General features: G+C 72.5%; 22 protein-coding genes. 13 read left to right on the forward strand and 9 right to left on the reverse strand.

Annotated elements, in window-relative coordinates; genetic code table 11:
• Positions 1–154: 154 nt before the first annotated feature.
• On the forward strand, positions 155–493 hold the full coding sequence (locus ACIPFH_RS25335; RefSeq protein WP_401829685.1) for a hypothetical protein: 339 nt from the start codon (positions 155–157) through the stop codon (positions 491–493).
• Complete coding sequence (locus tag ACIPFH_RS25340) at positions 490–2,649, forward strand: ArnT family glycosyltransferase (RefSeq protein WP_401829688.1); 2,160 nt, start codon at positions 490–492, stop codon at positions 2,647–2,649. The genes ACIPFH_RS25335 and ACIPFH_RS25340 overlap by 4 nt, the downstream gene beginning before the upstream one ends.
• Positions 2,650–2,870: 221 nt before the next feature.
• Here the strand turns inward: ACIPFH_RS25340 and ACIPFH_RS25345 are convergent, their stop codons facing one another.
• Genes ACIPFH_RS25345 through ACIPFH_RS25355 form a run of 3 tightly spaced genes read right to left on the reverse strand, consistent with a single transcriptional unit; the run spans position 2,871 to position 5,377 of the window.
• Positions 2,871–3,605, reverse strand: a complete 735-nt coding sequence (locus tag ACIPFH_RS25345) for an FAD:protein FMN transferase (RefSeq protein WP_401829690.1) — start codon at positions 3,603–3,605, stop codon at positions 2,871–2,873.
• 1 nt (position 3,606) lies between these two features.
• Positions 3,607–4,017 (reverse strand): FMN-binding protein, encoded by a 411-nt coding sequence (locus tag ACIPFH_RS25350; protein WP_356254444.1) that lies wholly within the window; start codon positions 4,015–4,017, stop codon positions 3,607–3,609.
• Positions 4,018–4,039: 22 nt separating this feature from the next.
• Positions 4,040–5,377, reverse strand: coding sequence for a ferric reductase-like transmembrane domain-containing protein (locus ACIPFH_RS25355; RefSeq protein ID WP_401829692.1), 1,338 nt, complete (start codon positions 5,375–5,377; stop codon positions 4,040–4,042).
• 152 nt (positions 5,378–5,529) lie between these two features.
• Between ACIPFH_RS25355 and ACIPFH_RS25360 the strand changes: the two genes are divergently transcribed.
• From ACIPFH_RS25360 to ACIPFH_RS25370, 3 genes are all read left to right on the forward strand, one after another.
• A complete protein-coding gene (locus ACIPFH_RS25360) occupies positions 5,530–6,222 on the forward strand; it encodes a response regulator transcription factor (RefSeq protein ID WP_356254375.1) in 693 nt (230 codons plus the stop codon).
• Entirely contained in the window at positions 6,219–7,667 is a 1,449-nt protein-coding gene (locus tag ACIPFH_RS25365) for a sensor histidine kinase (RefSeq protein WP_401829693.1), read from the forward strand. Before ACIPFH_RS25360 ends, ACIPFH_RS25365 begins: the two co-directional genes overlap by 4 nt.
• A 433-nt stretch (positions 7,668–8,100) precedes the next feature.
• Complete coding sequence (locus ACIPFH_RS25370; protein WP_401829696.1) at positions 8,101–9,114, forward strand: YbhN family protein; 1,014 nt, start codon at positions 8,101–8,103, stop codon at positions 9,112–9,114.
• Positions 9,115–9,165: 51 nt separating this feature from the next.
• Here the strand turns inward: ACIPFH_RS25370 and msrB are convergent, their stop codons facing one another.
• The 4 genes from msrB to ACIPFH_RS25390 form a co-directional block, all read right to left on the reverse strand.
• Positions 9,166–9,576 (reverse strand): peptide-methionine (R)-S-oxide reductase MsrB, encoded by a 411-nt coding sequence (msrB, locus tag ACIPFH_RS25375; RefSeq protein ID WP_356254366.1) that lies wholly within the window; start codon positions 9,574–9,576, stop codon positions 9,166–9,168.
• A 13-nt stretch (positions 9,577–9,589) separates the two neighbouring features.
• Positions 9,590–10,975 carry a UDP-N-acetylmuramate--L-alanine ligase gene (gene murC / locus ACIPFH_RS25380; protein WP_401829698.1) on the reverse strand — a complete coding sequence of 462 codons (1,386 nt, stop codon included), beginning with the start codon at positions 10,973–10,975 and terminating at the stop codon, positions 9,590–9,592.
• Positions 10,976–11,212: 237 nt separating this feature from the next.
• Positions 11,213–11,686, reverse strand: a complete 474-nt coding sequence (locus tag ACIPFH_RS25385) for an indole-3-glycerol phosphate synthase (protein WP_401829700.1) — start codon at positions 11,684–11,686, stop codon at positions 11,213–11,215.
• 191 nt (positions 11,687–11,877) lie between these two features.
• The gene (locus ACIPFH_RS25390) at positions 11,878–12,705 is read right to left on the reverse strand and encodes a pyrimidine reductase family protein (RefSeq protein ID WP_401829701.1); all 828 of its coding nucleotides are present in this window, start codon (positions 12,703–12,705) and stop codon (positions 11,878–11,880) included.
• Here ACIPFH_RS25390 and zapE point away from each other — a divergent pair.
• The 8 genes from zapE to ACIPFH_RS25430 all read left to right on the forward strand — a co-directional run bounded on the left by zapE (position 12,704) and on the right by ACIPFH_RS25430 (position 20,375).
• Entirely contained in the window at positions 12,704–13,849 is a 1,146-nt protein-coding gene (gene zapE / locus ACIPFH_RS25395) for a cell division protein ZapE (protein ID WP_401829704.1), read from the forward strand. The genes ACIPFH_RS25390 and zapE overlap by 2 nt on opposite strands.
• A 195-nt stretch (positions 13,850–14,044) precedes the next feature.
• Positions 14,045–14,452, forward strand: coding sequence for a hypothetical protein (locus ACIPFH_RS25400; protein ID WP_401829707.1), 408 nt, complete (start codon positions 14,045–14,047; stop codon positions 14,450–14,452).
• A 98-nt stretch (positions 14,453–14,550) separates the two neighbouring features.
• Entirely contained in the window at positions 14,551–15,132 is a 582-nt protein-coding gene (locus ACIPFH_RS25405; RefSeq protein WP_401829710.1) for a carbonic anhydrase, read from the forward strand.
• Positions 15,129–16,631 carry a SulP family inorganic anion transporter gene (locus ACIPFH_RS25410; RefSeq protein ID WP_401829712.1) on the forward strand — a complete coding sequence of 501 codons (1,503 nt, stop codon included), beginning with the start codon at positions 15,129–15,131 and terminating at the stop codon, positions 16,629–16,631. The genes ACIPFH_RS25405 and ACIPFH_RS25410 overlap by 4 nt, the downstream gene beginning before the upstream one ends.
• 121 nt (positions 16,632–16,752) lie before the next feature.
• Entirely contained in the window at positions 16,753–17,610 is an 858-nt protein-coding gene (locus tag ACIPFH_RS25415; protein WP_401830222.1) for a slipin family protein, read from the forward strand.
• A gap of 115 nt (positions 17,611–17,725) precedes the next feature.
• Positions 17,726–19,099 (forward strand): PhoX family protein, encoded by a 1,374-nt coding sequence (locus tag ACIPFH_RS25420; protein WP_401829713.1) that lies wholly within the window; start codon positions 17,726–17,728, stop codon positions 19,097–19,099.
• A gap of 110 nt (positions 19,100–19,209) precedes the next feature.
• Positions 19,210–20,064 carry a polysaccharide deacetylase family protein gene (locus tag ACIPFH_RS25425; protein ID WP_401829714.1) on the forward strand — a complete coding sequence of 285 codons (855 nt, stop codon included), beginning with the start codon at positions 19,210–19,212 and terminating at the stop codon, positions 20,062–20,064.
• Between the two features lie 119 nt (positions 20,065–20,183).
• Positions 20,184–20,375 (forward strand): hypothetical protein, encoded by a 192-nt coding sequence (locus ACIPFH_RS25430; protein WP_356257015.1) that lies wholly within the window; start codon positions 20,184–20,186, stop codon positions 20,373–20,375.
• 20 nt (positions 20,376–20,395) lie between these two features.
• Here ACIPFH_RS25430 and ACIPFH_RS25435 read toward each other — a convergent pair whose 3' ends face one another.
• Both ACIPFH_RS25435 and ACIPFH_RS25440 read right to left on the reverse strand, forming a co-directional pair.
• Positions 20,396–21,067, reverse strand: a complete 672-nt coding sequence (locus ACIPFH_RS25435; protein ID WP_401829716.1) for an ABC transporter — start codon at positions 21,065–21,067, stop codon at positions 20,396–20,398.
• The gene (locus ACIPFH_RS25440; RefSeq protein WP_401829718.1) at positions 21,064–21,921 is read right to left on the reverse strand and encodes an ATP-binding cassette domain-containing protein; all 858 of its coding nucleotides are present in this window, start codon (positions 21,919–21,921) and stop codon (positions 21,064–21,066) included. The genes ACIPFH_RS25435 and ACIPFH_RS25440 overlap by 4 nt, the downstream gene beginning before the upstream one ends.
• Between the last annotated feature and the right edge of the window lie 13 nt (positions 21,922–21,934).

The following is a 21,934-nucleotide window of genomic DNA, read 5'->3' on the forward strand; positions in this document are numbered from 1 at the left end:
AGAGTCTAAACCGCTTACGTTTCGGACGTTTTCACGGGAGAGGCGCGTTCTCGAAGCGGTCCGGACTGTGCACGACCTGTGAGTCCGCTGATTCTCACTCTCCCCTCAGGACCGGCTCAGGGATCCCCCAGACATGGCCCCGATCGTCAGGGCCATGAGCGAAACGAACGCGGGAGTCCTCCGGCAGCGGTCCGCCGAGATCGTGGCGCCGGTGTACGAACTGCCGGTCCCGGCCCAGCGCAACGGGCTCCGCGTCCACGAGGCGCCGGTCGACCGGACCGACGCCTCCGACAGTCGGGTCGACGTCGTCGGCACAGCCGTCGACGACCTCGGGGGCACGGTCCGGATGCTGCGGTCCCCCCTCACCGGCCGCACCCGCGTCTCCGCCCTGCCCCGCCGAACGAGCACCCCCCAGGTGCCGGCCGCGCGCACGACCACCCCTGTCGCCGTCCTGCCCACCGGGGCGAACACCCACCTGGAGTACGCGTCATGACGACACTCGCCCCGCCGCACGCCCCCGTCCGGGAGGACGGCGCCCGCCACCGGACGGCCCCGCCCTCCGGCGGCGGACTCGCCTCCCGCGCCAAGCGGCTGTTCACCGGCGCCCCCGAGGACCCGCGCTGGGCCCGCCCGGCCCTCTGGGCGATCCTCGTCCTGGCCACGGCCCTCTACGCCTGGAACCTCTCCTCGATCACCGGCAACACCTTCTACGACGCGGCTGTCTACAGCGGCACCAAGAGCTGGAAGGCGTTCTTCTTCGGCGCCCTGGACGCGGGCAGCTTCATCACCGTCGACAAGCCACCCTTCGCCCTGTGGGTGATGGGCCTCTCCGCCCGCGCCTTCGGGTACGGCACCTGGCAGTTGACGCTGCCGATGGTCGCCGCGGGAACCGGTTCCGTCGCGCTTGTGCACCGGCTGGTCAAGCGGGACTTCGGCGCGGTGGCCGCGACGGTCTCCGCGCTGGCGCTGACGCTCACCCCGATCACGGTCGCCCTCACCCGGGACACCAACCCCGACCCGATCCTGGTCTTCCTGATGCTGCTGGGCGCGGCCGCGCTGCTGAAGGCGGTGCGCACCGGCCGGATGATGCCTCTGGTGTGGTCCGGTGTCGCCATCGGCCTCGCCTTCAACACGAAGATGATGCAGGCGTACGTCGTCCTGCCCGCGTTCTTCCTGGTGTACCTGTGGGCCGCTGACGCCTCGCTGGGCAGGCGCGTCCGCAACCTCGCGGCAGGCACGGTCGCGCTGATCGTCTCCAGCGCCTGGTGGATGGTGGTCGTCGACCTGATCCCGGCCTCGTCCCGCCCGTACATCGGCGGCTCGACCGACAACACGGTCTGGGACCTCGTCATCGGCTACAACGGCTTCGGCCGCATCTTCGGGGCGAGTTCGTCGGTGGGCTCGCAGGGCAACGGCGCGAGCTTCGGCGGCGAGGCGGGCCTGTACCGGATGTTCAACGACATCATGGGCGGCCAGATCTCCTGGCTGATCCCCTTCGCCGCGATCGCGCTGGTGGCGGGGCTCGTCCTGCGCGGCCGGGCGCCCCGTACGGACGCCAGGCGCGCCGCGCTGATGCTGTGGGGCGGCTGGTTCGTCCTGCACTACCTGACCTTCGCCCTCGCCGAGGGCACCTTCCACCCGTACTACGTCACCGCCATGGCCCCCGGGATCGCGGCCCTGGCCGGCGCGGGCGGCGTCATGCTCCACCACGCCTTCCGCGAGCGCTCCGCGGCGGCGGGGGTCCCGCCGCTCGAGCGAAGCCGGGAGTGGGGGACGGGGTGGATGCTGCCGGCCGCGGTCGCGGTGAGCTCGGTGTGGGCGGTCGTCCTGCTCCAGCGGGTCTCCGGCTCCGGAACGCTGTACACGGTCGCCGAGGTCGTGGCCGGTGTGGCGGGCGCCGCCTCGGTGATCGGGCTGCTGGTCGCCCGGTTCACGAAGCGGCAGCGGCTGGTGGGCGTCGCGGCACTGGCGGCGGTCGTGGCGCTGCTCGCCGGTCCGGCCGCCTACTCGGCCTCGGCCGCCGCCTCCGCCACCAACGGCACCAACCCGACGGCCGGGCCGAGCACCGGCGGCATGGGCGGTGGCGGCGGCCAGCGGCCCAGCGGTTCCAGCGGCGGGCCGGGCACCGACTCCGGTGAGGCGCCGAGCGGTTCGGGCGCCGGCCAGGGGACGGGCGAGCCGCCGTCGAACAGCGGCGGCTCCGCGCGATCGGGCACGTCCGGGTCCGGTACGACGGAGTCCGGTACGACGGAGTCCGGCACGGCGGGGTCCGGCACCGCCGACGGTCGCACCGGCGGAGGCATGGGCGGCGGCACCCAGGTGTCGTCCGCGATGATCACGTACCTGAAGAAGAACCAGGACGGCGCCACCTGGCTGGTGGCGGTGGCCACCGACCAGACAGCCTCCGCGATCATCCTGGAGTCGGGGGAGCCGGTCATCTCGATGGGCGGCTGGTCCGGCAGCGACGACGCCATGACGCTCGCCAGGCTGAAGAGCCTCGTCAAGGCGGGCACGCTGCACTACATCGTCGTCAGCGACAGCGGCCAGGGCTCCTCGAACTCCGAGATCTCGACCTGGGTCAAGGCGAACGGCACGGCCGTGTCCGACTACAGCGGTCTCTACCGCCTGGACGCGTCCGACGTCGGCTGAGAACCCGTACGGAGCCGGCCGTACACGCAAAGGGCGGGCCGCCTGCTTCACCGGCGGCCCGCCTCCCGTGTGCCCGTCCGGGCGGTGACCCGAGGTGCCTCAGCGGCACCGGCGTCGGGGGCGCGAGAGCGGCCGGCGTCCCCGACCCGAGGTCCATGCGAGGACCGTCGCACCCCACCCGAGCAGCCACACGGCCGCTCCGAGGGCCCCCGCCTCGACGCTCACGCGGCCGCTGCCGCCGCCGTCGGGAACCCGCCGGTGCGCAGCACGCGCCCGCCGGGCAGTACGGCGTACACCTCGCAGTCGTCCAGCGTGGCGGCCCACTCGACGCCCTCCGCGCCCATGGCGAAGGCGGCCGTGGCGACGGTGTCGGCCTCGGTCAGGGTCGGCGCCACGACGGTGAGGCTGTCGAGGCCGGTGGCCGGGCGGCCGGTGCGGCCGTCGACGATGTGGTCGCCGCGCTCGTAGCGGGCGGAGGTCGCGACCGCCCCGTCGGTGAGGTCGAGGACGGTGCACAGCCGGTCGGCGATCTCCGGATGCCGTACGCCGACCCGCCAGGGCCCGCCGGAGACGACCACGTCACCCCCGGCGTTGAGGCAGAACCGGCTGAGTCCGGCACCGGTCAGCGACTCCGCCGCCCGCTGCACGGACCAGCCCTTGACCACCGCGCAGGGGTCGAGTCCGCGGCCGGGCAGCCGGACGTCGAACGCGCCGCCGGTGGCGACCCGGTACCGCTCGCAGATGCCAAGGACCTCCACGAGGTCGGCGCTCAGCCCGCCGGCCGACAGCTCGCCCCGGCCGTACCGGGAGACCTCGCTGTCGGCCCTGAACGGGCTGAACCGGGTGTCGACCTCGCGCAGCCACGCGAACACGGCGTCCACGGCCTCGTCGGGGACGACGGTGTCGTCGACCCGCAGCGAGACCGGGAACCCCATGACGTGTTCGACGCGGTGCACCTCAGGCGCCCTTCGCGTCGATCACGGCCTGGAGGGACTCCTTGTAGCCGTCGCTCGTGAGGGTCGCGCCGGACACGGTGTCGATGTCCGCACTCTGCGCCGTCAGCGTCTCCGCGATCAGCTTGGGCACCGCCGCGGTCGTCTGCGGATGATTCGGCTGCTTCAGCATCCTCACAGCCGTGATCCTGTCGCCCTCGAAGGTCACCTGGACCTGCACGTCACCCTTCTCCGTGGTCACGGTCGTGCCGGTGAAGGTGGTCGATCCGGAGGAGCCCGAGGACGAGGCGGAAGAGGACACGGAGGGGGTCGAGGCGGCTTCGGTGGTCGATGTCGTACCGGTCGACGGCTCGTAGCGCCAGACCGGGATCAGACCCGCCACGGACAGGACCAGGACAGGTATTGCTCGCTTCATCACGGTGACTTCCTCGTATCTCTCATCCCGCCAGGCTGAAGCGCTCGAAGTGGATCTGCGGCTTGGGCACGTCCAGCTCGCGCAGGGTGCCGAGGACCGCGTTCATCATCGGCGGCGGTCCGCACAGGAAGACGTCCCGCTCCGCGATGTCCGGCACGAGCGCGGCGAGTTCGCGCGGCGCGAGCCGGTCCGGCACCGGCGGCCCGGTGACCAGGTGCAGCTCGGCGCCCTTGGTCAGGGCGAGCTCGCGCAGTTCGTCGTAGAGCACGGCATCGCGCTCGCCTGCCACCCGGTAGATGACGACCGCGTGCCCGCGGATCTCCTCGAGGAGCGCCCGGATCGGGGTGACACCCACGCCGCCGGCGATGAGCAGGGCCTCGGGGCGGGTGCGGTGCATGGCGGTGAAGGCGCCGTAGGGGCCCTCGGCGAAGACGCGGGTGCCGGGCTCGAGGTGACGCAGTCCCGCGGAGCCCTCGCCCGCCGCCTTCGCGGTGAGGCGCAGCCGGGTGCCGTCGGGCGCGGCCGACAGGGAGAAGGGGTTGGCCTGCCACCAGCGGTCCTTGGTCAGGAACCGCCACAGGAAGAACTGGCCGGCCCGCGCGGGCAGCCTGTCCAGGTCACGGCCGGTGATGTAGACGGACACGACGTTGTCGGCCTCGGGGACGACCGCCTCGACGCGGAGCTGGTGACGCCAGTTCCGCCAGAGCGGCAGGACCAGCCGGCCCAGGAACACCGAGCCGAGGGCGACGCCCCACACCGCGTACCAGTACGCCGTGGCGGCGGACGACGCGGTGAATGTCGTACCGACCGCGACCTGGTGCGTGAAGGCCAGTACCACGGCGACGTACGTGTACAGGTGGATGAAGTGCCAGGTCTCGTAGGCGAGGCGACGGCGGGCCCAGCGTGCGGAGACGCCGCCGATGACGAGGATCAGCACCACCGCGACGGCGGCGCGCAGGACGCCCTCGACGGTCTCGGCGAGGTCGACGAGCTGGCTCACCGGGTTCATCGACGAGGACTCGGCGTAGCCGAAGGTGATGAACACCACGTGGCCGACCAGCGTCCAGAGCAGGCCGAAGCCGGTCCAGCGGTGCCAATTGGTCAGCCGGTCCATGCCGATGCGGCGGTCCAGCCAGGGCAGCCGGGCCACCAGCAGCAGTTGGAACGCCATCAGCAGAGCGCCGTAGAGGCCGGCGAAGCGGCCGATCACGACCAGCGCGTTGGAGGCGAAGCCGGCCTGGACGGCGAAGAGGGTCACGACGGCCGCGTTCGCGGCCAGCACGGCGTACAGGCCGGTGCGGGCCACTACTTTGGGACGTATCGCCGTGGGGGGCACGGGAGGCGATTGGACGGTCGTCACGGACGGAAACTCCTAGATCGGGTCCTCAGAACACAGAGCTTCTCCGTGCTTCGCTGTCGTTTTCCTGTCGTACAACTTTCAAGATCTTATCGATTCGCGTACGGGTGGGACGCGGGTCTGGCGCCGCGGGATGTGTGGCGCACTATGTGCAGGTGGAAAAAGTACGACTCCTCGTCGTGGACGACGACCCGCCGATCGCCGATCTCGTGGCGACGGTCGCCCGCTACGAGGGCTGGGACGCGGTCACCGCGAACTCGGGCGCGGAGGCGCTGCGCCGTGCCGCCGAGTTCCGTCCCGACATCGTGGTGCTCGACCTGATGCTGCCCGACATCGACGGCTTCGGCGTGCTCGACCGGCTGCGGCACAGCGGCACGATGGTGCCGGTGGTCTTCCTCACGGCGCGCGACGGGGTCGCCGACCGGGTCGCGGGGCTGACCCGGGGCGGGGACGACTACCTGGTGAAACCGTTCGCCGTGGAGGAGCTGATGGCCCGGCTGCGGACCGTGCTGCGGCGCAGCGTCGGTCCCGGCGCCCAGCGCTCCGTGCTGCGGGTGGCGGACCTCACCATGGACGAGGACACCCGGGAGGTCCGGCGCGGCGGCAGGCTGCTGACGCTCACGCCCACCGAGTACGAGGTGCTGCGCTATCTGATACGCAAGTCGCCGACCGTGCTCACCAAGGCGCAGATCCTCGACCACGTGTGGGAATACGGATTCGGCGGCCGTTCCAACGTCGTCGAGCTGGTCGTCAGCCGACTGCGCCGCAAGCTCGACACGACGGGCGACGACCCGCTGATCCAGACGGTGCGCGGATTCGGGTACGTGATCCGGCAGGCGGCCGAGTGATCGGCCGGCTCTGGCAGTCGTACCGCAGACTTCGGCTCGGCACCCGGCTGGCGCTGGGTCTCGGCGCGCTGTCGCTGGTGGTGTTCGCGGTCGTCGGCACGGCCCTGACGACCTACATGCGGGACTACCTGTCGGCCCAGCTCGACGACCAGCTCGGGATCGCCCAGGTCGCGCAGTCCAAGAGCATCGTGGACTCCGGCTCGCTGACCGGGAAGAAGTACTGGGGCTGGTACTACGCCGTGTACGACGTGCGGGACGGCAAGCCCGTGCTGCGCAAGCCCGAGGACCCCGGCGACGTGCCCGAGGACGTCGACGACCTCACCGCCCTGGCCACGGCGCAGACAGCCGCCGGCACGGAGGTGCTGAGCACCGCGCACCTCGCGGGCAAGGGCGTGTACCGGCTGCGCGCCTGCGCGGTGGAGCCCGGAGTGGTGCTGGTCAGCGGCGCGCCCATGGACGACCTCGAGGACACCGTCCGGCACCTGATCACGATCCAGGTCGTCACCTTCGGCCTGGCGCTGCTGGCCCTCGTGGTCTTCGGCCGGGCCCTGCTGCGGCGCGGCCTGAAACCACTGAGCGACATGGCGCACACCGCGCACGGCATCACCTCGCACAACCTCACCGAGTCGGCGTCCCGCCTCCCGCTCCGCGCGGACGGGCCGGGCGGCGGCCCCGAGGTGGAGGAGCTGCGCACGGCCTTCAACACGATGCTGGAGCACATCGACGACTCCCTCGCCGTGCGCGCGGAGGCGGAACAACGGCTGCGCCGGTTCGTCGCCGACGCCTCGCACGAACTGCGCACGCCGCTGATGTCCGTACGCGGTTACGCGGACCTCTTCCAGTACGCGGCCGCCAACGCGCCCGAGGAACGGGACAAGCACCTGGCCCGGCTGCGCGCCGAGGCCGCCCGGATGGGCTTCCTCCTCGACGATCTCCTGCTGCTCGCCCGTCTGGACGCGGCCGAGGTGGAGACACCCCTGCGGATGGAGAACGCCGACCTGGTGGAGCTGGTCGAGCAGGCGGCCGACGCGTTCCGCGCGAGCCACCCCGGCCATCCGCTGACGGTGTCGCCGGGCCCGGCCGCCGTACCGCTGCGGATGGACCCGCACCGGGTCCGCCAGGTCCTGGACAACCTCCTCACCAACGCGGCCGTGCACACGCCGGCCGGCACCCCGGTCTCCGTCGAGGTCGCCGTCTCGCCGAGCACGGCACGGGTCCACGTCACGGACAGGGGCCCCGGCATCCCGCCCGGCGACCGCGACCGCGTCTTCGACCGCTTCTACCGCGTCGACAAGGCCCGCAGCCGTGACCGCGGCGGCAGCGGCCTCGGCCTGTCGGTCGCCCGGTCCCTGGTGCGGGCGCACGGGGGCTCCCTGGAAGTGGGCGAGGTGGGGGGAGCCACGGTCTTCACGGTGACACTGCCCCCGACCCCGGCCGTGCACTGACCGACCGCCGACTCACGCGGACCGACCGCCGACTCACGCGGACCCGAGAACGCCTGTCGGCGGACGTGGCGGACGGTCTCGGCGGAAGTGGCACGGGTCGCGACGGCTGAAGTCGCTCGGGCGGTCTCGGCACGAGTGGGGCGGCCGGAAGGGGCCGGCAGTACTGCGGGCCGGTGAACCTCGGGAGGCGCCCGGGATGAACCGCGAGGGGTACGGGCAGAAATCCCACAGCCTCATCGCACTCCCCCGCTTCACCGCACCTTGCCCCACCGCACCTTGCCCCACCGCACCGCGGTCGCCCTTCGGCCCGCACTCCGTCGGCTTACGGACACCGCACCGTCACACCGGAGGGGAACGACCTCCCCGTCCCCTCCCCAGGCCCGATCCGTCGCGCCGCCGTGCGCGGTCACCACGCGGAAGGACGACGTGCGCCGTGTCCCTGCTGCCCCTCGACGACCCCACGTCCCCGCCCCCGCCTCAGCCACCGCTCGCGGACGACCGCCGCCGGCCCCTGGCCGCCACCGCCACCCGCCGGGCCCTCGCCCTGTCCCCGATCCTGCTGCTCGCGGTGTGGGCGGCGGTCGACTGGCACGCCGTGCGCGACGGCACCGCCCTGCTGGCCACCGCCGATCCCTGGTGGCTGCTGGCCGGGCTCCTCTTCACCTACCTGGGCTCGGTCGCCGCGGCCTGTGTCCGCCAGGGCGCGATCCCGGACCGGCTGCCACCGGGGCTGCTGGTGGCCTCGCAGATCGCAGCGGGCGCCGCGAACCACATACTGCCCGCGAGCATAGGCGCCCACGCGGTCACGGTCCGCTTCCTGCAACGCCAGGGCGTCCCCCTCCGCCGCGCCACCGCATCGATCGCCCTGTACTCCCTGGCCAGAGCCGTGGCGAAGACCCCCGTCGTGCTGATCTTCCTGCTCGCCGCACCCGGCGCCGTGCCGCCCGCCAGGCTGCTCCCCGAGGGACGGACGCTGCTCCTGGCCGCCGGGGGCCTGCTGCTGGCCCCCGCGGCGGGAGCGGCGCTGTTCGTCCTGGTTCGGCCGCTGCGCCGGCCCACCCTGGACTTCGTGCGCACGGCCCTCACGGACGCCCGGCATCTGCACACCCGCCCCGCCCGCTTCCTCCCCCTGTGGGGCGGAGCGGCCGCGGCGCCGCTGATCCAGGCGAGCGTGGTGGCCTCGGTGGGAACGGCGCTGGGCCTGCCCCTCTCCTGGCCGCAGCTGCTCTTCGCGTTCCTCGCGGCGAGCACCGCGGCCGGCGCCGTCCCGGCACCGGGTGGCATCGGACCGGTCGACGCGGCCCTGGTCCTCACCCTGGCCGGCTACGGCACCCCGCTGCCCCTCGCCACGGCGACGGTCATCGGCTACCGGGTCCTGACGGTCTGGCTGCCCATGGTGCCCGGGATGCTGGTGCTGTCGGCCCTGGTGCAGCGGAAGCAGCTCTGAGCCGCCGGCCGTCGCCGGCGGCTCCCGCCGTCCGCCGTCGGCTCTCCGCCCTCAGCCCTCGCCGTCCGCCGCCAGCCGCAGCGAGATGCTGTTGATGCAGTAGCGCTGGTCGGTCGGGGTCGCGTACCCCTCGCCCGCGAACACATGGCCGAGGTGCGAACCGCACCGTGCACACCGCACCTCGGTGCGCAGCATCCCGTGCGAGCGGTCCTCGATCAGCTCCACCGCGTCGGTGTCCTTGGGGTCGAAGAAGGACGGCCAGCCACAGTGGGATTCGAACTTGGTGGCCGAGGTGAACAGTTCGGCGCCGCAGGCCCGACAGGAGTAGACCCCCTCGGCCTTGGTGTCGGTGTACTCACCGGTGAACGCGGGCTCGGTGGCAGCCTGCCGCAGGACGGCGTACTCGCCCGGCGTCAGCTCCGCCCGCCACTGCTCGTCCGGCTTTTCGACGTCGTACGACATGAGCCTCAGCCCCTCACTGGGAAAGACGGTCCAGAATGCGCGGGCCCAGGTCCGTCACGTCACCCGCGCCCATGGTGAGAACGAGATCACCGGCCTTCGCCATTCCCGCCACGACCTCCGGCGCCGTGTCCTTGTCGTGCACCGCGGTCACGTCCGCGCCCGCCGTCCGGGCCGCGTCGATGATCAGCGCGCTGGTCACGCCCGGGATCGGGTCCTCGCGGGCGGGGTAGATGTCGAGGACGACGGAGGCGTCCGCCAGGGCCAGCGCCTGCCCCATCTCCCTGCCGAGCTCCTGGGTCCTGGAGAACAGGTGCGGCTGGAAGAGGACGAGGATGCGGGCGTCACCGACCGCCGCGCGCATCGCCTCCAGGTCGGCCGTCATCTCCGTCGGGTGGTGGGCGTAGGAGTCGACGACCTGGACACCCGCCTCCTCGCCCTTGAGCTGAAGGCGGCGCTTGACGCCCGTGTAAGCGGCCAGGGCGGAGGCCAGTTCCGCGGCCGGGACGCCCAGGGCGACGCCCGCGGCCAGCGCGGCGACGGCGTTGTGCGCGTAGTGGCGGCCGGGCACCGAGACCGTGAAGGTGAGCCGCTGCCCGTCGAGCAGCACGGTCACCTCGCTCTTCAGCCCCTGCGGGACCACGGACAGCACCCGCACATCGGCGTCCTCGGCCTCCCCGTACGTCACCACGCGCACGCCCTCGACCCGCCGGGTCAGTTCCCGCGCGCCCTCGTGGTCGGCGGCGATCACGAGGGTGCCGCCGGGCACGATCTTCCCGGCGAAGGTCTCGAAGGACTCGTAGATCTCGTCCATCGAGGCGTAGTTCGCGTGGTGGTCCAGCTCGACGTTGAGGACGATGGCGACCTCGGGCGCGTACTTGTGGAAGCTGCGGTCCGACTCGTCCGCCTCGGCGACGAAGATCTCGCCCTCGCCGTGCAGCGCGTTGGAGCCGGGCGCGTCGAGGTCGCCGCCGATCGCGTACGAGGGGTTGAGGCCCAGCTCGGACAGGGACACCGCCAGCATGGACGTGGTGGTCGTCTTGCCGTGCGTTCCGGCGACGGCGATCGGCCGCAGCCCGTCCATCAGCCGGGCGAGCGCGTCCGAGCGGTGGACCACCGGGATGCCCAGCTCGGCCGCGCGGGCGAGCTCCGGGTTGTCCGCGCGGATCGCCGACGACACGACGACGCAGCTGGCGTCGTCGGCCAGGTGCCCGGCGGCATGGCCGATGTGCACGGTCGCCCCGAGCGCCCGCAGCGCCGCCGCGGTCTCGGACTCCCTGGCGTCGCTGCCGGCCACCTTCGCCCCGCGCTGAGCCAGAACCTTCGCGATCCCCGACATCCCCGCCCCACCGATGCCGATGAAGTGCGGTCGGTCCATGGCGGTAGGAAGGCCGGGTGCCATGTGTGTTCTCCCAGGGTGCGCTACGACGGTTCGGTGCGCCCCCACCCTATTGCGCGGGGCGCACCGCACCCACCCAGGGGCGCGGGACGGGACCGGGGTGCGGCCGTGCCGGACCGAGGTGCGGCCGCCACGTGTCGGCGTACGGCCGCGCGTTGCGGGCGCGGGCGCGGGCGGCGACAGGGCACCCCCCATCGCACCGGTCGCACCCGTCGCACCCGCCCTTCAGTGGCGGCCCGCTCACGCCTTGCTGTGCGAGAAGAGTTTCAGCACCGGCACTCCCACCTTGTGCCGAGCCCGGGAGGCCCAGTCCCGGTGGAAGAACTCCTCGACGTAGTGGGGGTCGGTGAGAACGATCACCTCGTCCGCCCCCGCCTCCGCGACCAGGGACTTCAGCGCGTCCAGCGGATGGTCCTCGACGAGGCGCCCCACCGCGTCGCTGCCCGCCGCGTGCAGCGCCTGCAAGGACACCTCCAGAGCCCGGACACCGAACCCCTTCGCCTCCTCCCCCTCGGGCGTCTCGCCCTCCCGCGTCGCCTCGTCGAGTTCGCCGAGAGCCACGTCGTCGATGGCCCGCAGCAAGCGGTCCGCCTGGTCGCCGCGCGGCTGGAGCAGCACATGGAAGGAGACCGGCTCGTCCCCGTGCAAGGTGCTGACGAACTCCACGTCGGCGGACGTCAGGGCTTTCTCGATCATCAAAACGCTTGTGAACACCAGCGCCCCATTCTCCTTCGAGGACCCCCGTGGCCCTCGCTCCTCCGTGGGCCGTTCGCGGCCCTGCGGAAACCATCCTGCCCCGTGATCGCACGGGGACTGCGAGATTCAGTGTGCCCGTCGGACGCTAAGCGGAACGGTTGATTCCGCCGTTTCAGGGTCAACGGTGACGTTCGGACTCGTATCCGGCATCACGGCCGCCCATACCTGCCGAACAGGAAACCCTCCTCCTCCAGGAGCGACACCAGGGCGAACCGCCGCGGAACCACGACCGACGGCCCGCCCGTGATCCGCTGCGCGTCGCCGACGGTGAGCATCGGCGAGAGGGTCAGGCAGAGCTCGTCCAGTACCCCGGCGGCGACGAACTGACCCAGCAGCCGGGGCCCGCCCTCCGTCAGCAGCCGCGTGTGCCCGAGTTCGGCGAGAGCCTGTACGGCCCGGGCCGGCTCGACCCCCATGCCGTCGCCGGCGATCACCACGCGCGCGCCCGCCTTCTCCGCCGCCGCGACCTTCTCGGGGGCCGCCGCGGCACCCGTCAGGATCAGGGTGGGAACCAGCGGGGAGGTGAAGAGCGGGAGCGAGAAGTCCAGGTCGAGACTCGCACTGACCACCGCGACGGCCGGCGCGGGCCCCTGCCCGGCCGCCTCGCGCCGCTCGGCGAACTCGGCACGCGCGCGTGCCGGGCGGTACCCCTCCAGGCGCGCGGTCTCCGCGCCCACGACCACCACGTCCGCGAGCCCTCGCAGCGTGCCGAAGATCCGCATGTCGGTGGCGGTGGAGATGGGCTGGGAGCGCCCGTCGTGCTGGGCCGCGCCGTCGAGCGTGGACACCATGTTGGCCCGCAGCCAGGGCCGCGGCTCTCCGGGCCCGGGCTCCGGATACCCGTAGGCGTCGGCGAGCTCGTCGAGGCTCCACTCACGGTCCGCCGCCGCGCCGCCCCCGTCGCCGGGAGCCCCGGGCGGCCTGCCGCCGGAGTCGGTCGTCACTGTCTGGTCGGTCACAGGGAACAGCCGTCGCATGCCAGGCAGTCTGGCACGCCCCGTAGCATGGGGAACCGTGTCGTCCTCCTCCCCCGCCCCCGGCCTCGGCCCGATAGCCGACGCGGCCCCGGTGTCCCTCTGCACCCGTCAGCCGCATGTCCCCGCGGACCGGCTGGTCGCCGAGATGGTGCCGCCGCCGCGCTTCGACTCGGTCCGTTTCAGCACGTACATCCCGGACCCGAACCAGCCCACCCAGACCGAGGCGGTCGGCGTCCTCGAGGGCTTCGCGGCCGGACTCGGCGGCGCGCACGCCACGGGTACCGCCAAACGGGGTTTCCTCGGCTTCGGCAGGGCGAAGGCGCCCAAGGTTCCCGCCGGGCCGCGTGGCGTCTACCTGGACGGCGGCTACGGCGTGGGCAAGACCCACCTGCTGGCGTCCCTGTGGCACGCCACCCCGGCCGAGCCTGCCCTGAAGGCCTTCGGCACCTTCGTCGAACTGACCAACCTGGTCGGCGCCCTCGGCTTCCAGCAGACGGTACGCACCCTCTCCGGGCACCGCCTGCTGTGCATCGACGAGTTCGAGCTGGACGACCCGGGCGACACCGTCCTCGTCTCGACGCTGCTCGGCAAACTGGTCGAGGCGGGTGTCGCACTGGCCGCCACCTCCAACACCCTGCCCGGCAAGCTCGGCGAGGGCCGGTTCGCGTCCGCCGACTTCCTGCGTGAGATCCAGGGCCTGTCGGCGCACTTCCGCGCGCTGCGCATCGACGGCGAGGACTACCGCCACCGCGGTCTGCCCGAAGCCCCGGCGCCGTACTCCGACGAGCAGGTGACGAAGGCGGCGTACGCCACCGAGGGCGCCTCGCTCGACGACTTCCCGCATCTGCTGGAGCACCTCGCCAAGGTCCACCCGAGCCGCTACGGCGCGCTGACGGACGGCCTGAAGGCGGTCTGCCTCACGGACGTGGGGGCGGTACCCGACCAGTCGACGGCTCTGCGGCTGGTGGTCCTGGCCGACCGGCTCTACGACCGCGAGGTCCCGGTCCTGGCCGCCGGGCTCCCCTTCGACCGGTTGTTCAGCGAGGAGATGCTGAACGGCGGCTACCGCAAGAAGTACTTCCGCGCGATCTCCCGGCTCACCGCACTGGCACGCGACGCCAAGCGGCTCGTCGAGCCTCAGTAGACCCCCCAATAAACGATCTTGGCCTCTGGGTCAAGAGTCGGTTCGCGCCAGAAACCCCTCCCTTTTGAGGCGCACTCTCTCTCGAAACGTCACGTTAACCCTGCAAACAACTTCGCAGGGTTAACGTGTTTCTTGACCAGTGGTTGACCAACCGTTGGTCTGGACTAGAGGCGTGAACGGACCTGAGGGGGGCGCATGTTCCGAGGCACGACGGCCCGGACCGTCATTTCGCTCCTCGCCGCCGTCCTGCTCGCCCTCCCGTTCTTCGCACCCGCGCCATCCTTCGCACACGCGCATACGGTGCGTCAGGCCGAGGCCAAGACCCAGCCCGGAATCAAGCTCTCCGGTAAAGCGATGCGCGACGAGATCGCCACTTTCCGCGACTGCGACCGGTCCGGGACCCCCGCCGACCCCCTGCGCACCCGCGACCGCCACCGGGCCTCCACCTCGGCCGGCCCGGCGCCCCAGGAACCCGAGCGCGCGCTGCTGGCGCAGGATCCCGCGGCCGCGCACCAACCGGCACGGTCCGGCGACCCCCATCACCGCTCGTCGAGATCCTCGACGGCCCACTCCCCGGCGGCACTCCAGGTCTTCCGCTGCTGAGAGCGGAGCAGAACAGCAGTTCCCCCACCTGTCCTGTTTCCCGCAGTTCCAGCACACCCGACGCGCCCCCACCGCGCGTCAGGAGGAGTCACCACGTCATGCAGCCCCTCATCGACAACGCCCGTACGTTCGGACAGCGCCCTGAGGAGTTCGCCAAGCTCGCAGAAGGCCAGTCCCCCCAGGTCCTCTTCATCACCTGCTCCGATTCGCGGGTCGTCCCCGCCCTGATCACGGGCGCCCGGCCCGGCGAGCTCTTCGAGCTGCGCACCGCGGGCAACATCGTGCCTCCCTACGGCGCCGACCGCCCCACCGGCGAGGCGGCCACCATCGAGTACGCCGTGGAGGTGCTCGGCGTCCAGGACGTCGTCGTCTGCGGCCACTCGCACTGCGGTGCCGTCGGCGCGCTGGTGCGCGGCGACGACCTCGACGGCGTCCCCGCCGTACGCGACTGGCTCGCGCACGCCGCGGACGAACCGGGGGTCACCGACCCCGACGACCCGACGGTCATGCGCGCGGTGCAGAGCCACGTGCTCGCCCAGCTGCTGCGGCTGCGCTCCTACCCCTGCGTGGAGAAGCGGCTGGCGGACGGCCGGCTGCGGGTGCGCGGCTGGTACTACGAGGTGCACACCGGTGCCGTGCGCGAGCACCGCGTGGACACCGACGGCTTCGAGGCGCTGTGAGCGCCGCGACGGGCCGGCGGCCCACCGGGCGAATATCCCGGTTCCCCCACCTGAAGCAGGACTTCGCCGCCTCTCTCGTGGTCTTCCTGGTCGCGCTGCCACTGTGCGTGGGCGTGGCCGTCGCCTCCGGCGTGCCGGCCGAGCTCGGGCTCGTCACCGGCATCGTCGGCGGCATCGTCACCGGCATGCTGCGGGGCAGCTCCCTCCAGGTGTCCGGTCCGGCGGCCGGACTGACCGTGCTGGTCTTCGAGGCGGTGCGGGAGTTCGGCCTGCCCGCCCTCGGAGTGATCGTCCTCGCCACGGGCGCCCTGCAACTCGCCATGGGCGCCCTGAAGCTGGGCCGCTACTTCCGGGCCATCTCGGTCTCGGTCGTCGAGGGCATGCTGGCCGGAATCGGCCTGGTGCTGATCGCCGGCCAGCTGTACGCGGTGGTCGGCGCCAAGGCACCGGAGTCCGGCCTGGGGAAGATCGCCGGGCTGCCCGGGGCCCTCGTGGACGCGGCGGGCAGCGCCGCCGCGCTGGCCTCGCTCTCGATCGGCGCCGGCACCATCGCGGTGCTCGTGCTGTGGAAGCGGTTGCCGGCGAAGGTGCGTACGGTGCCCGGTCCGCTCGCCGCGGTGGGCCTGGCGACGCTCTCCGCCCTGCTGCTGAACCTGCCCGTGGCCACCGTCGAGGTGCAGGGGCTGCTCGGTTCCGTCCAGCCCCCGTCGCTGAGCGCCTTCGGTGATCTGGCGAACGTCGGCCTGCTCGGCACGATCGTCGCGTTCACCCTGATCGCCTCCGCCGAGTCGCTGTTCAGCGCTGCGGCAGTGGACCGGCTGCACGACGGTCCGCGCACCGAGTACGACAAGGAGCTGATGGCGCAGGGCGCGGGCAACGCGCTCTGCGGAGTCCTCGGCGCGCTGCCGATGACCGCGGTGATCGTGCGCAGCGCGGCCAACGTGCAGGCGGGCGCGCGGACCAGGGCGTCGCGCGTGCTGCACGGTGTGTGGCTGCTGCTGTTCGCGGCCCTGCTGCCTGACGTGCTGGCGTACATCCCCATCCCGGCACTGGCCGGCATCCTCGTGCACGCGGGCGCCAAGCTCGTGCCGGTGCGGGGGCTCGTGGGGCTGTGGCGCGAGCACCGCGGCGAGGCACTGATCCTGGTCGTCACCGCCGTGTCGATCGTCGCGGTCAGCATGTTCGAGGGCGTGCTCATCGGTCTCGCGCTGGCCGTCGCGAAGACGGCCTGGGAGGCCTCGCACATCAGGCTGGAGATCGTCGACAAGGGCGCCGGGCCCGTCCAGGCGTACCTGTCGGGCAACGCGACGTTCCTGCGTCTGCCGAAGATCCTCGACAGCCTGGAGGCCCTCCCGCAGGACCGCCCCGTCGAGGTGGACCTCTCCGGTCTGCACCATCTCGACCACGCCTGCCGTACGGCCCTGGAGTCCTGGGCCGAACGGCACAGCGCGGTCGGCACGGAGCCGGTGAAGGTCACGGAACCGGTGACGGCCGTGTAGCCCGGCCCCCCGTTCGCCGTGCGGCCCGGGGCCCGGGGCGTGGCCCCGGGCCGCACGGCGGGCATATCGTTACAGAGCAGGCATGAATCGCTCTTACTGGCCTCTCGGCGAGGAGGTCGTCATGCTCCAGGAAATACTGGGCGCGGCCGCGGCGGTCGCCGCCGGAGCTCTCGTGTATGTCGGAGCGGCGGCGCGGGTCGTCAAGCAGTACGAGCGCGGGGTGGTCCTCCGGCTCGGCCGGCTGCGCGGCGAGGTCCGCCCGCCGGGCTTCACCCTGGTCATCCCGGGCATGGACCGGCTGCGCAAGGTCAACATGCAGATCGTGACGATGCCCATTCCCGCCCAGGAGGGCATCAGCCGGGACAACGTGACCGTGCGGGTCGACGCCGTCGTGTACTTCCGGGTGGTGGACGCGGCGGCCGCGCTCATCAACGTCGAGGACTACCGTTTCGCCGTCTCGCAGATGGCGCAGACCTCGCTGCGTTCGATCATCGGCAAGAGCGAGCTGGACGACCTGCTGTCGAACCGGGAGAAGCTCAACGAGGGCCTGGAGCTGATGATCGACAGCCCCGCCATCGGCTGGGGCGTGCAGATCGACCGGGTGGAGATCAAGGACGTGTCCCTGCCGGACACGATGAAGCGCTCGATGGCCCGGCAGGCCGAGGCCGACCGTGAGCGGCGGGCGCGGATCATCAACGCGGACGCCGAACTCCAGGCGTCGAAGAAGCTCGCCGAGGCCGCCAAGGAGATGTCCGAGCAGCCCGCCGCGCTCCAGTTGCGGCTGCTCCAGACGGTGGTGGCGGTCGCCGCCGAGAAGAACTCCACGCTCGTCCTGCCGTTCCCGGTGGAACTGCTGCGCTTCCTGGAGAAGGCCCAGCAACCACTCCCCCCACCACCACAGCAGCCGCAACCTCCGCAGCAACAGCAGCCGCCGCCACCCCCACCCCCGCCGCCCTCCCCGAAGGCCGTGGAGGAGTGACGCGCGCGATGACACGCGGAGTGACACGTGCTACGCGCGTGGTTCCCGGGGCGCACCGCGGGTGATAGACACAGCGGGATCACAGTTCCTGTCCGCCAGCAGGAAGGTTTTTCCCATGTCTACGACACGACGTCAGATCCTCGCCGGTACCGGCGCGTTGGGGGTGGGTGCGGGCATCGCGTTCACCGGCGCCCTGTCCGATCTCTTCGCGGGCACCGCGGCCGCGCAGAGCCTCGGCCACGACGGCTACGGCCCCCTCGTCCCCGACGCGGCCGGTCTGCTCGACCTCCCCGCGGGCTTCCGCTACCGGGTCCTCTCCCGCGAGGGCGACCCGCTGCGCTCCGGCGAGGGCCCGGTGCCCTCGAACCACGACGGAATGACGGCCCTGCCCGGCCGGGGCGGGCGCGTCCACCTGGTCCGCAACCACGAGAACCGCCCCACCGCGAAGTTCCCCGTCCCCACCGTCGAAGGTCTGACCTACGACCCGGCCGGCAAGGGCGGCTGTACGGCCCTGACGCTCGACTCCCGGAACAACGTGCTCTCCGAGCGGGTGGCCATCGCCGGCACGGCCGTCAACTGCGCGGGCGGACCCACCCCGTGGCACACCTGGCTGACCTGCGAGGAGAACGAGGACAAGGCAGGCACCAACGGTTACACCAAGGACCACGGCTTCATCTTCGAGGTCGACCCATCCGACCCGCGCCGCAGCGGGGCCGTCCCGCTGACCGCGATGGGCCGCTTCCAGCACGAGGCGATCGCCGTCGACCCGCACCGCGGAATCGTCTACGAGACCGAGGACGCGTTCCTCGAGCCGTTCGGCCTCTTCTACCGCTTCCTCCCGGAGAAACCGCTGGGCGGGGTGGGCTCGCTGCGCGCGGGCGGCCGTCTCCAGGCGATGCGCGTCCCCGGCGTACCGGACCTGTCCTCGATCCAGGACACCGGTGCCACCTTCGACCGTATCGAGTGGGTCGACGTGCCGGACCCCCTCGCCGTCGAGACCCCGGTCCGTCTCCAGGACTTCGGCAGGAAGGGCATCACGCACGCCCAGAAACTCGAAGGCTGCTACTGGGGCGGACGGTGCGTGTACTTCGTGTCGTCGTTCGCGCGCGGCTCGGACGGTTCGGCGGCCGACCACTTCGGCCAGATCTGGCGGTACGACCCGCAGCGCCGCCGCCTCACCCTCGTCATCGTGTTCGGCCCGGACACGGACGTGCAGCTCCCGGGCGAGTCCCCGGACAACATCTGCCTCGCGCCCAGCGGCGGTCTGATGGTCTGCGAGGACGGCGGCGGCGCCCAGCACGTCTTCGGGGTGACCAGGTCGGGCGAGGTGTACGCGATGGCGCGGGGCCGCCAGAACATCGGGACGCCCGAGGCCCCCGAGTGGGGCGAGTTCGCCGGCGTCACCTTCTCCCCCGACGGCGACACGATGTACGTCAACTGCTACACCCCGGGCACGACGTTCGCGGTCACAGGGCCCTGGCGGCGTTGACCCCCGCGTTTCCGCCCGCCCGGGTGAGCGAGAGCCCGGGCGGGTGACACCGCCAAAGGCGCGGTCATATTTGCACACAAACAGCAATATGCTGCTCATACCTTCGTACGATGATGCCTCCCGTACGCCGACTGGCCGCCCTCTGCGCCCTCGGTGCCGCCCTCGCCCCGCTCACCGCCTGCGGCGCCGCTCAGCAACCTCGCACCGTCCCGCCGGCCGCCCCCTCGCACGCTTCCGCCGCCCCCTCCCGGCCCCCGACGCTGGCCCCCGGCCCGGCCGGCCTCACCCCCGTCTTCCGCAACGCGCCCCGCACCGCCGACAGGACCGTCGCCCTCACCTTCGACGCCGACATGACCGCCGACCAGGGGGCCCGCGCGGCGGCCGGCGAGCACTTCGACAACCCGGGGCTGATCGCGGCGCTGCGGGCGCTGAAGGTGCCGGCCACCGTGTTCATGACCGGCCGCTGGGCCGAGGAGTACCCGGACCAGGCGCGCTCCCTCGGCCGCGACCCCCGCTTCGAGGTCGCCAACCACTCCTACAGCCACTACGCCTTCACCGACGACTGCTACGGGCTGCCGACCGTCCCCGAGGACCGGATGCGCGCGGACGTGGAGCGGGCGTACACGGCCTTCCGCGAGGCCGGGGTGCCGGACGCGATGCCGTACTTCCGCTTCCCCGGCGGCTGTTACGACCACCGTGCGCTGCGTGCGGTGAGCGGCCTGGGCATCACCGCGGTGCAGTGGGACGTGGTGAGCGGGGACGCGTTCGCGACCGACGCGGACGCGGTGGCCCGGCAGGTGCTGGAAGGGGTCCGACCCGGATCCGTCGTCGTCATGCACTGCACGCGCAGCGCCGCCCCGACGACCGAACGGGCGGTCCGGAGCGTCGTGCCGGAGCTGCGCCGACAGGGGTACCGGTTCGTGAAGGTGTCCGAGCTGATCGGAACGGCGAGCGGACGACGATGAGCGACGGCAAAGGCCCCGCACGCCCATCGGCGTCGCTTCGTAAGCCGTCATGCCGTCATGCCGTCATGCCGTCATGCCGTCATGCCGTCATGCCGTCATGGTCTCCGTACGCTGGAGGTATGAGCGACGACGACAGCGACCGGGAGTACTGCCTGATCGACGCGACCACACCGCCCCGGGCGGAGGGGCCGCCGTACGCCGAGTGTGTGCTGTGCCGAGAGCCCACCGAGTATCCGGAGTCGTACAAGGGGATCACCATGTGCCCGGTGTGCGAGTGGCAGGAGGCCCAGAGGACCGCGTGCTCGGGGTGACGTTCGCGTCGCCTCCGTCGTCACGGCGAGCGGCGGGACGTGAGCGCGCAGGCCGCGGCCGTCGCGGCGGCGCTCAGCAGGGCCGCCGCGGCCAGGGGGAGGAGCGGTACGTGGACCGTCGCCGAGTGGGAACCGCCGACCAGAGCGCTCACCGCCGCCTGCGCCGGGGAACCGGTCACCACCAACGCCAGCAGGGCCGCCAGCAGCAGCGCCGGGACCGCCCGGCCCGGTGAGCGCAGCACGGGCCAGGCGGTGAGCGCGCCGACGGCCGCGCCGAGCAGGGCGCAGGTCAGGACGGCGAGCAGTCCGGCGCCGGCGGCTTCGAGGACGGGAACACGCTTCCGGTGGTCGCTGCCGACCGGGTCGCTGATGAGCGTGACGATCACGGTCGCCGTCGTACCGAGCACGGCGGCCGCGGTCAGCGCGACCAGCACACAGGCCAGGTGCGCCCGGCCGGGCCCGGCCGCCGCCGCGACGACGGTGCGGGCGGCCGGCGGCTCGTTGGCGACACAGATCCGCACCAGCCAGGCGGCGACGGGCAGCAGGAACGCGGCCGTGTAGCCGAGCGAGTCCAGCAGTGGCTGACCGCCCTGCACACCGACGCCCAGGAAGACGGCGTACAGGAGGAACGGGGGCAGCCAGCGCTGCGAGCGCACGAGCAGCGCGGTCTGGTAGCGCAGAAGGGCCGTCATCGGGGGCTCCCGTCCTGACGGACGCTCACCACGTGCCACGGTGGGCGGGCGGTCAGCAGAGCCCGGAGCAGGACGTCGGAGTGGGAGGCGGGGACGGTGAGCCGGTGGGTGCGGTCGGCCGTCTCCTCGGCGGCGGTGGCCAGCCGGAGCGCTTCCGCGGGGAGCGGCCCGGTCGGGCCGTACACCTCGACGGTCGTGCGCGGGCCCTCGGGGGCGGCGGTCGGTCGCGTCGCGGTACGGCGGTGCAGGGTGCCGTCGCGGACCGTGTACTCGGCGTCCGCCCGGCCGACGAGCCGGCGGGGGTCGTGGTCCACGAAGACGACGGCCGACCCGGCGGCGGTCCGCTCGGCGACGGCCCGTTCCAGTTCGGCGCGCGCGTCGGTGTCGAGACCGGTCCAGGCCTCGTCCAGGATCAGCAACTCGGGCTCGGCGAGGAGTGCTTGGGCCACGGCGACCTTCTGGCTGCTGCCCTTGGACAGCCGGCTCATCGGGGTGTGGGCGTGAGCGGTGGCGCCGAAGCGGTCCAGCCAGGCGCCCGCAGCCCGCTCGGCCGCGGTTCGGGACAGGCCGTGGACGGCGCCGAGATGGGTGAGGTAGCCGAGGGCGGTGAAGGGGAGGGCCGCGGGGAACCGTTCGGGGACGTAGGCGGTGCGGGGCGCGCCGGTGACCCTGCCCTCGGTCGGGGCGTCGACGCGGGCGAGCAGCCGGAGAAGGGTGGACTTGCCACTCCCGTTGGGGCCCTCGACCCGGGTGAGGGTGGCCGGCGCCGGGTGCAGGTGCACCTCGCGGAGCACCCAGGGGCCACGAACGCCGTAGCGGCGGCCCACGGCCTCCAGCCGTAGCTCACGCGGCATGCGGACCGTCCTT

Source organism: Streptomyces sp. NPDC088157 (assembly GCF_044741545.1).
Lineage (GTDB): Bacteria > Actinomycetota > Actinomycetes > Streptomycetales > Streptomycetaceae > Streptomyces.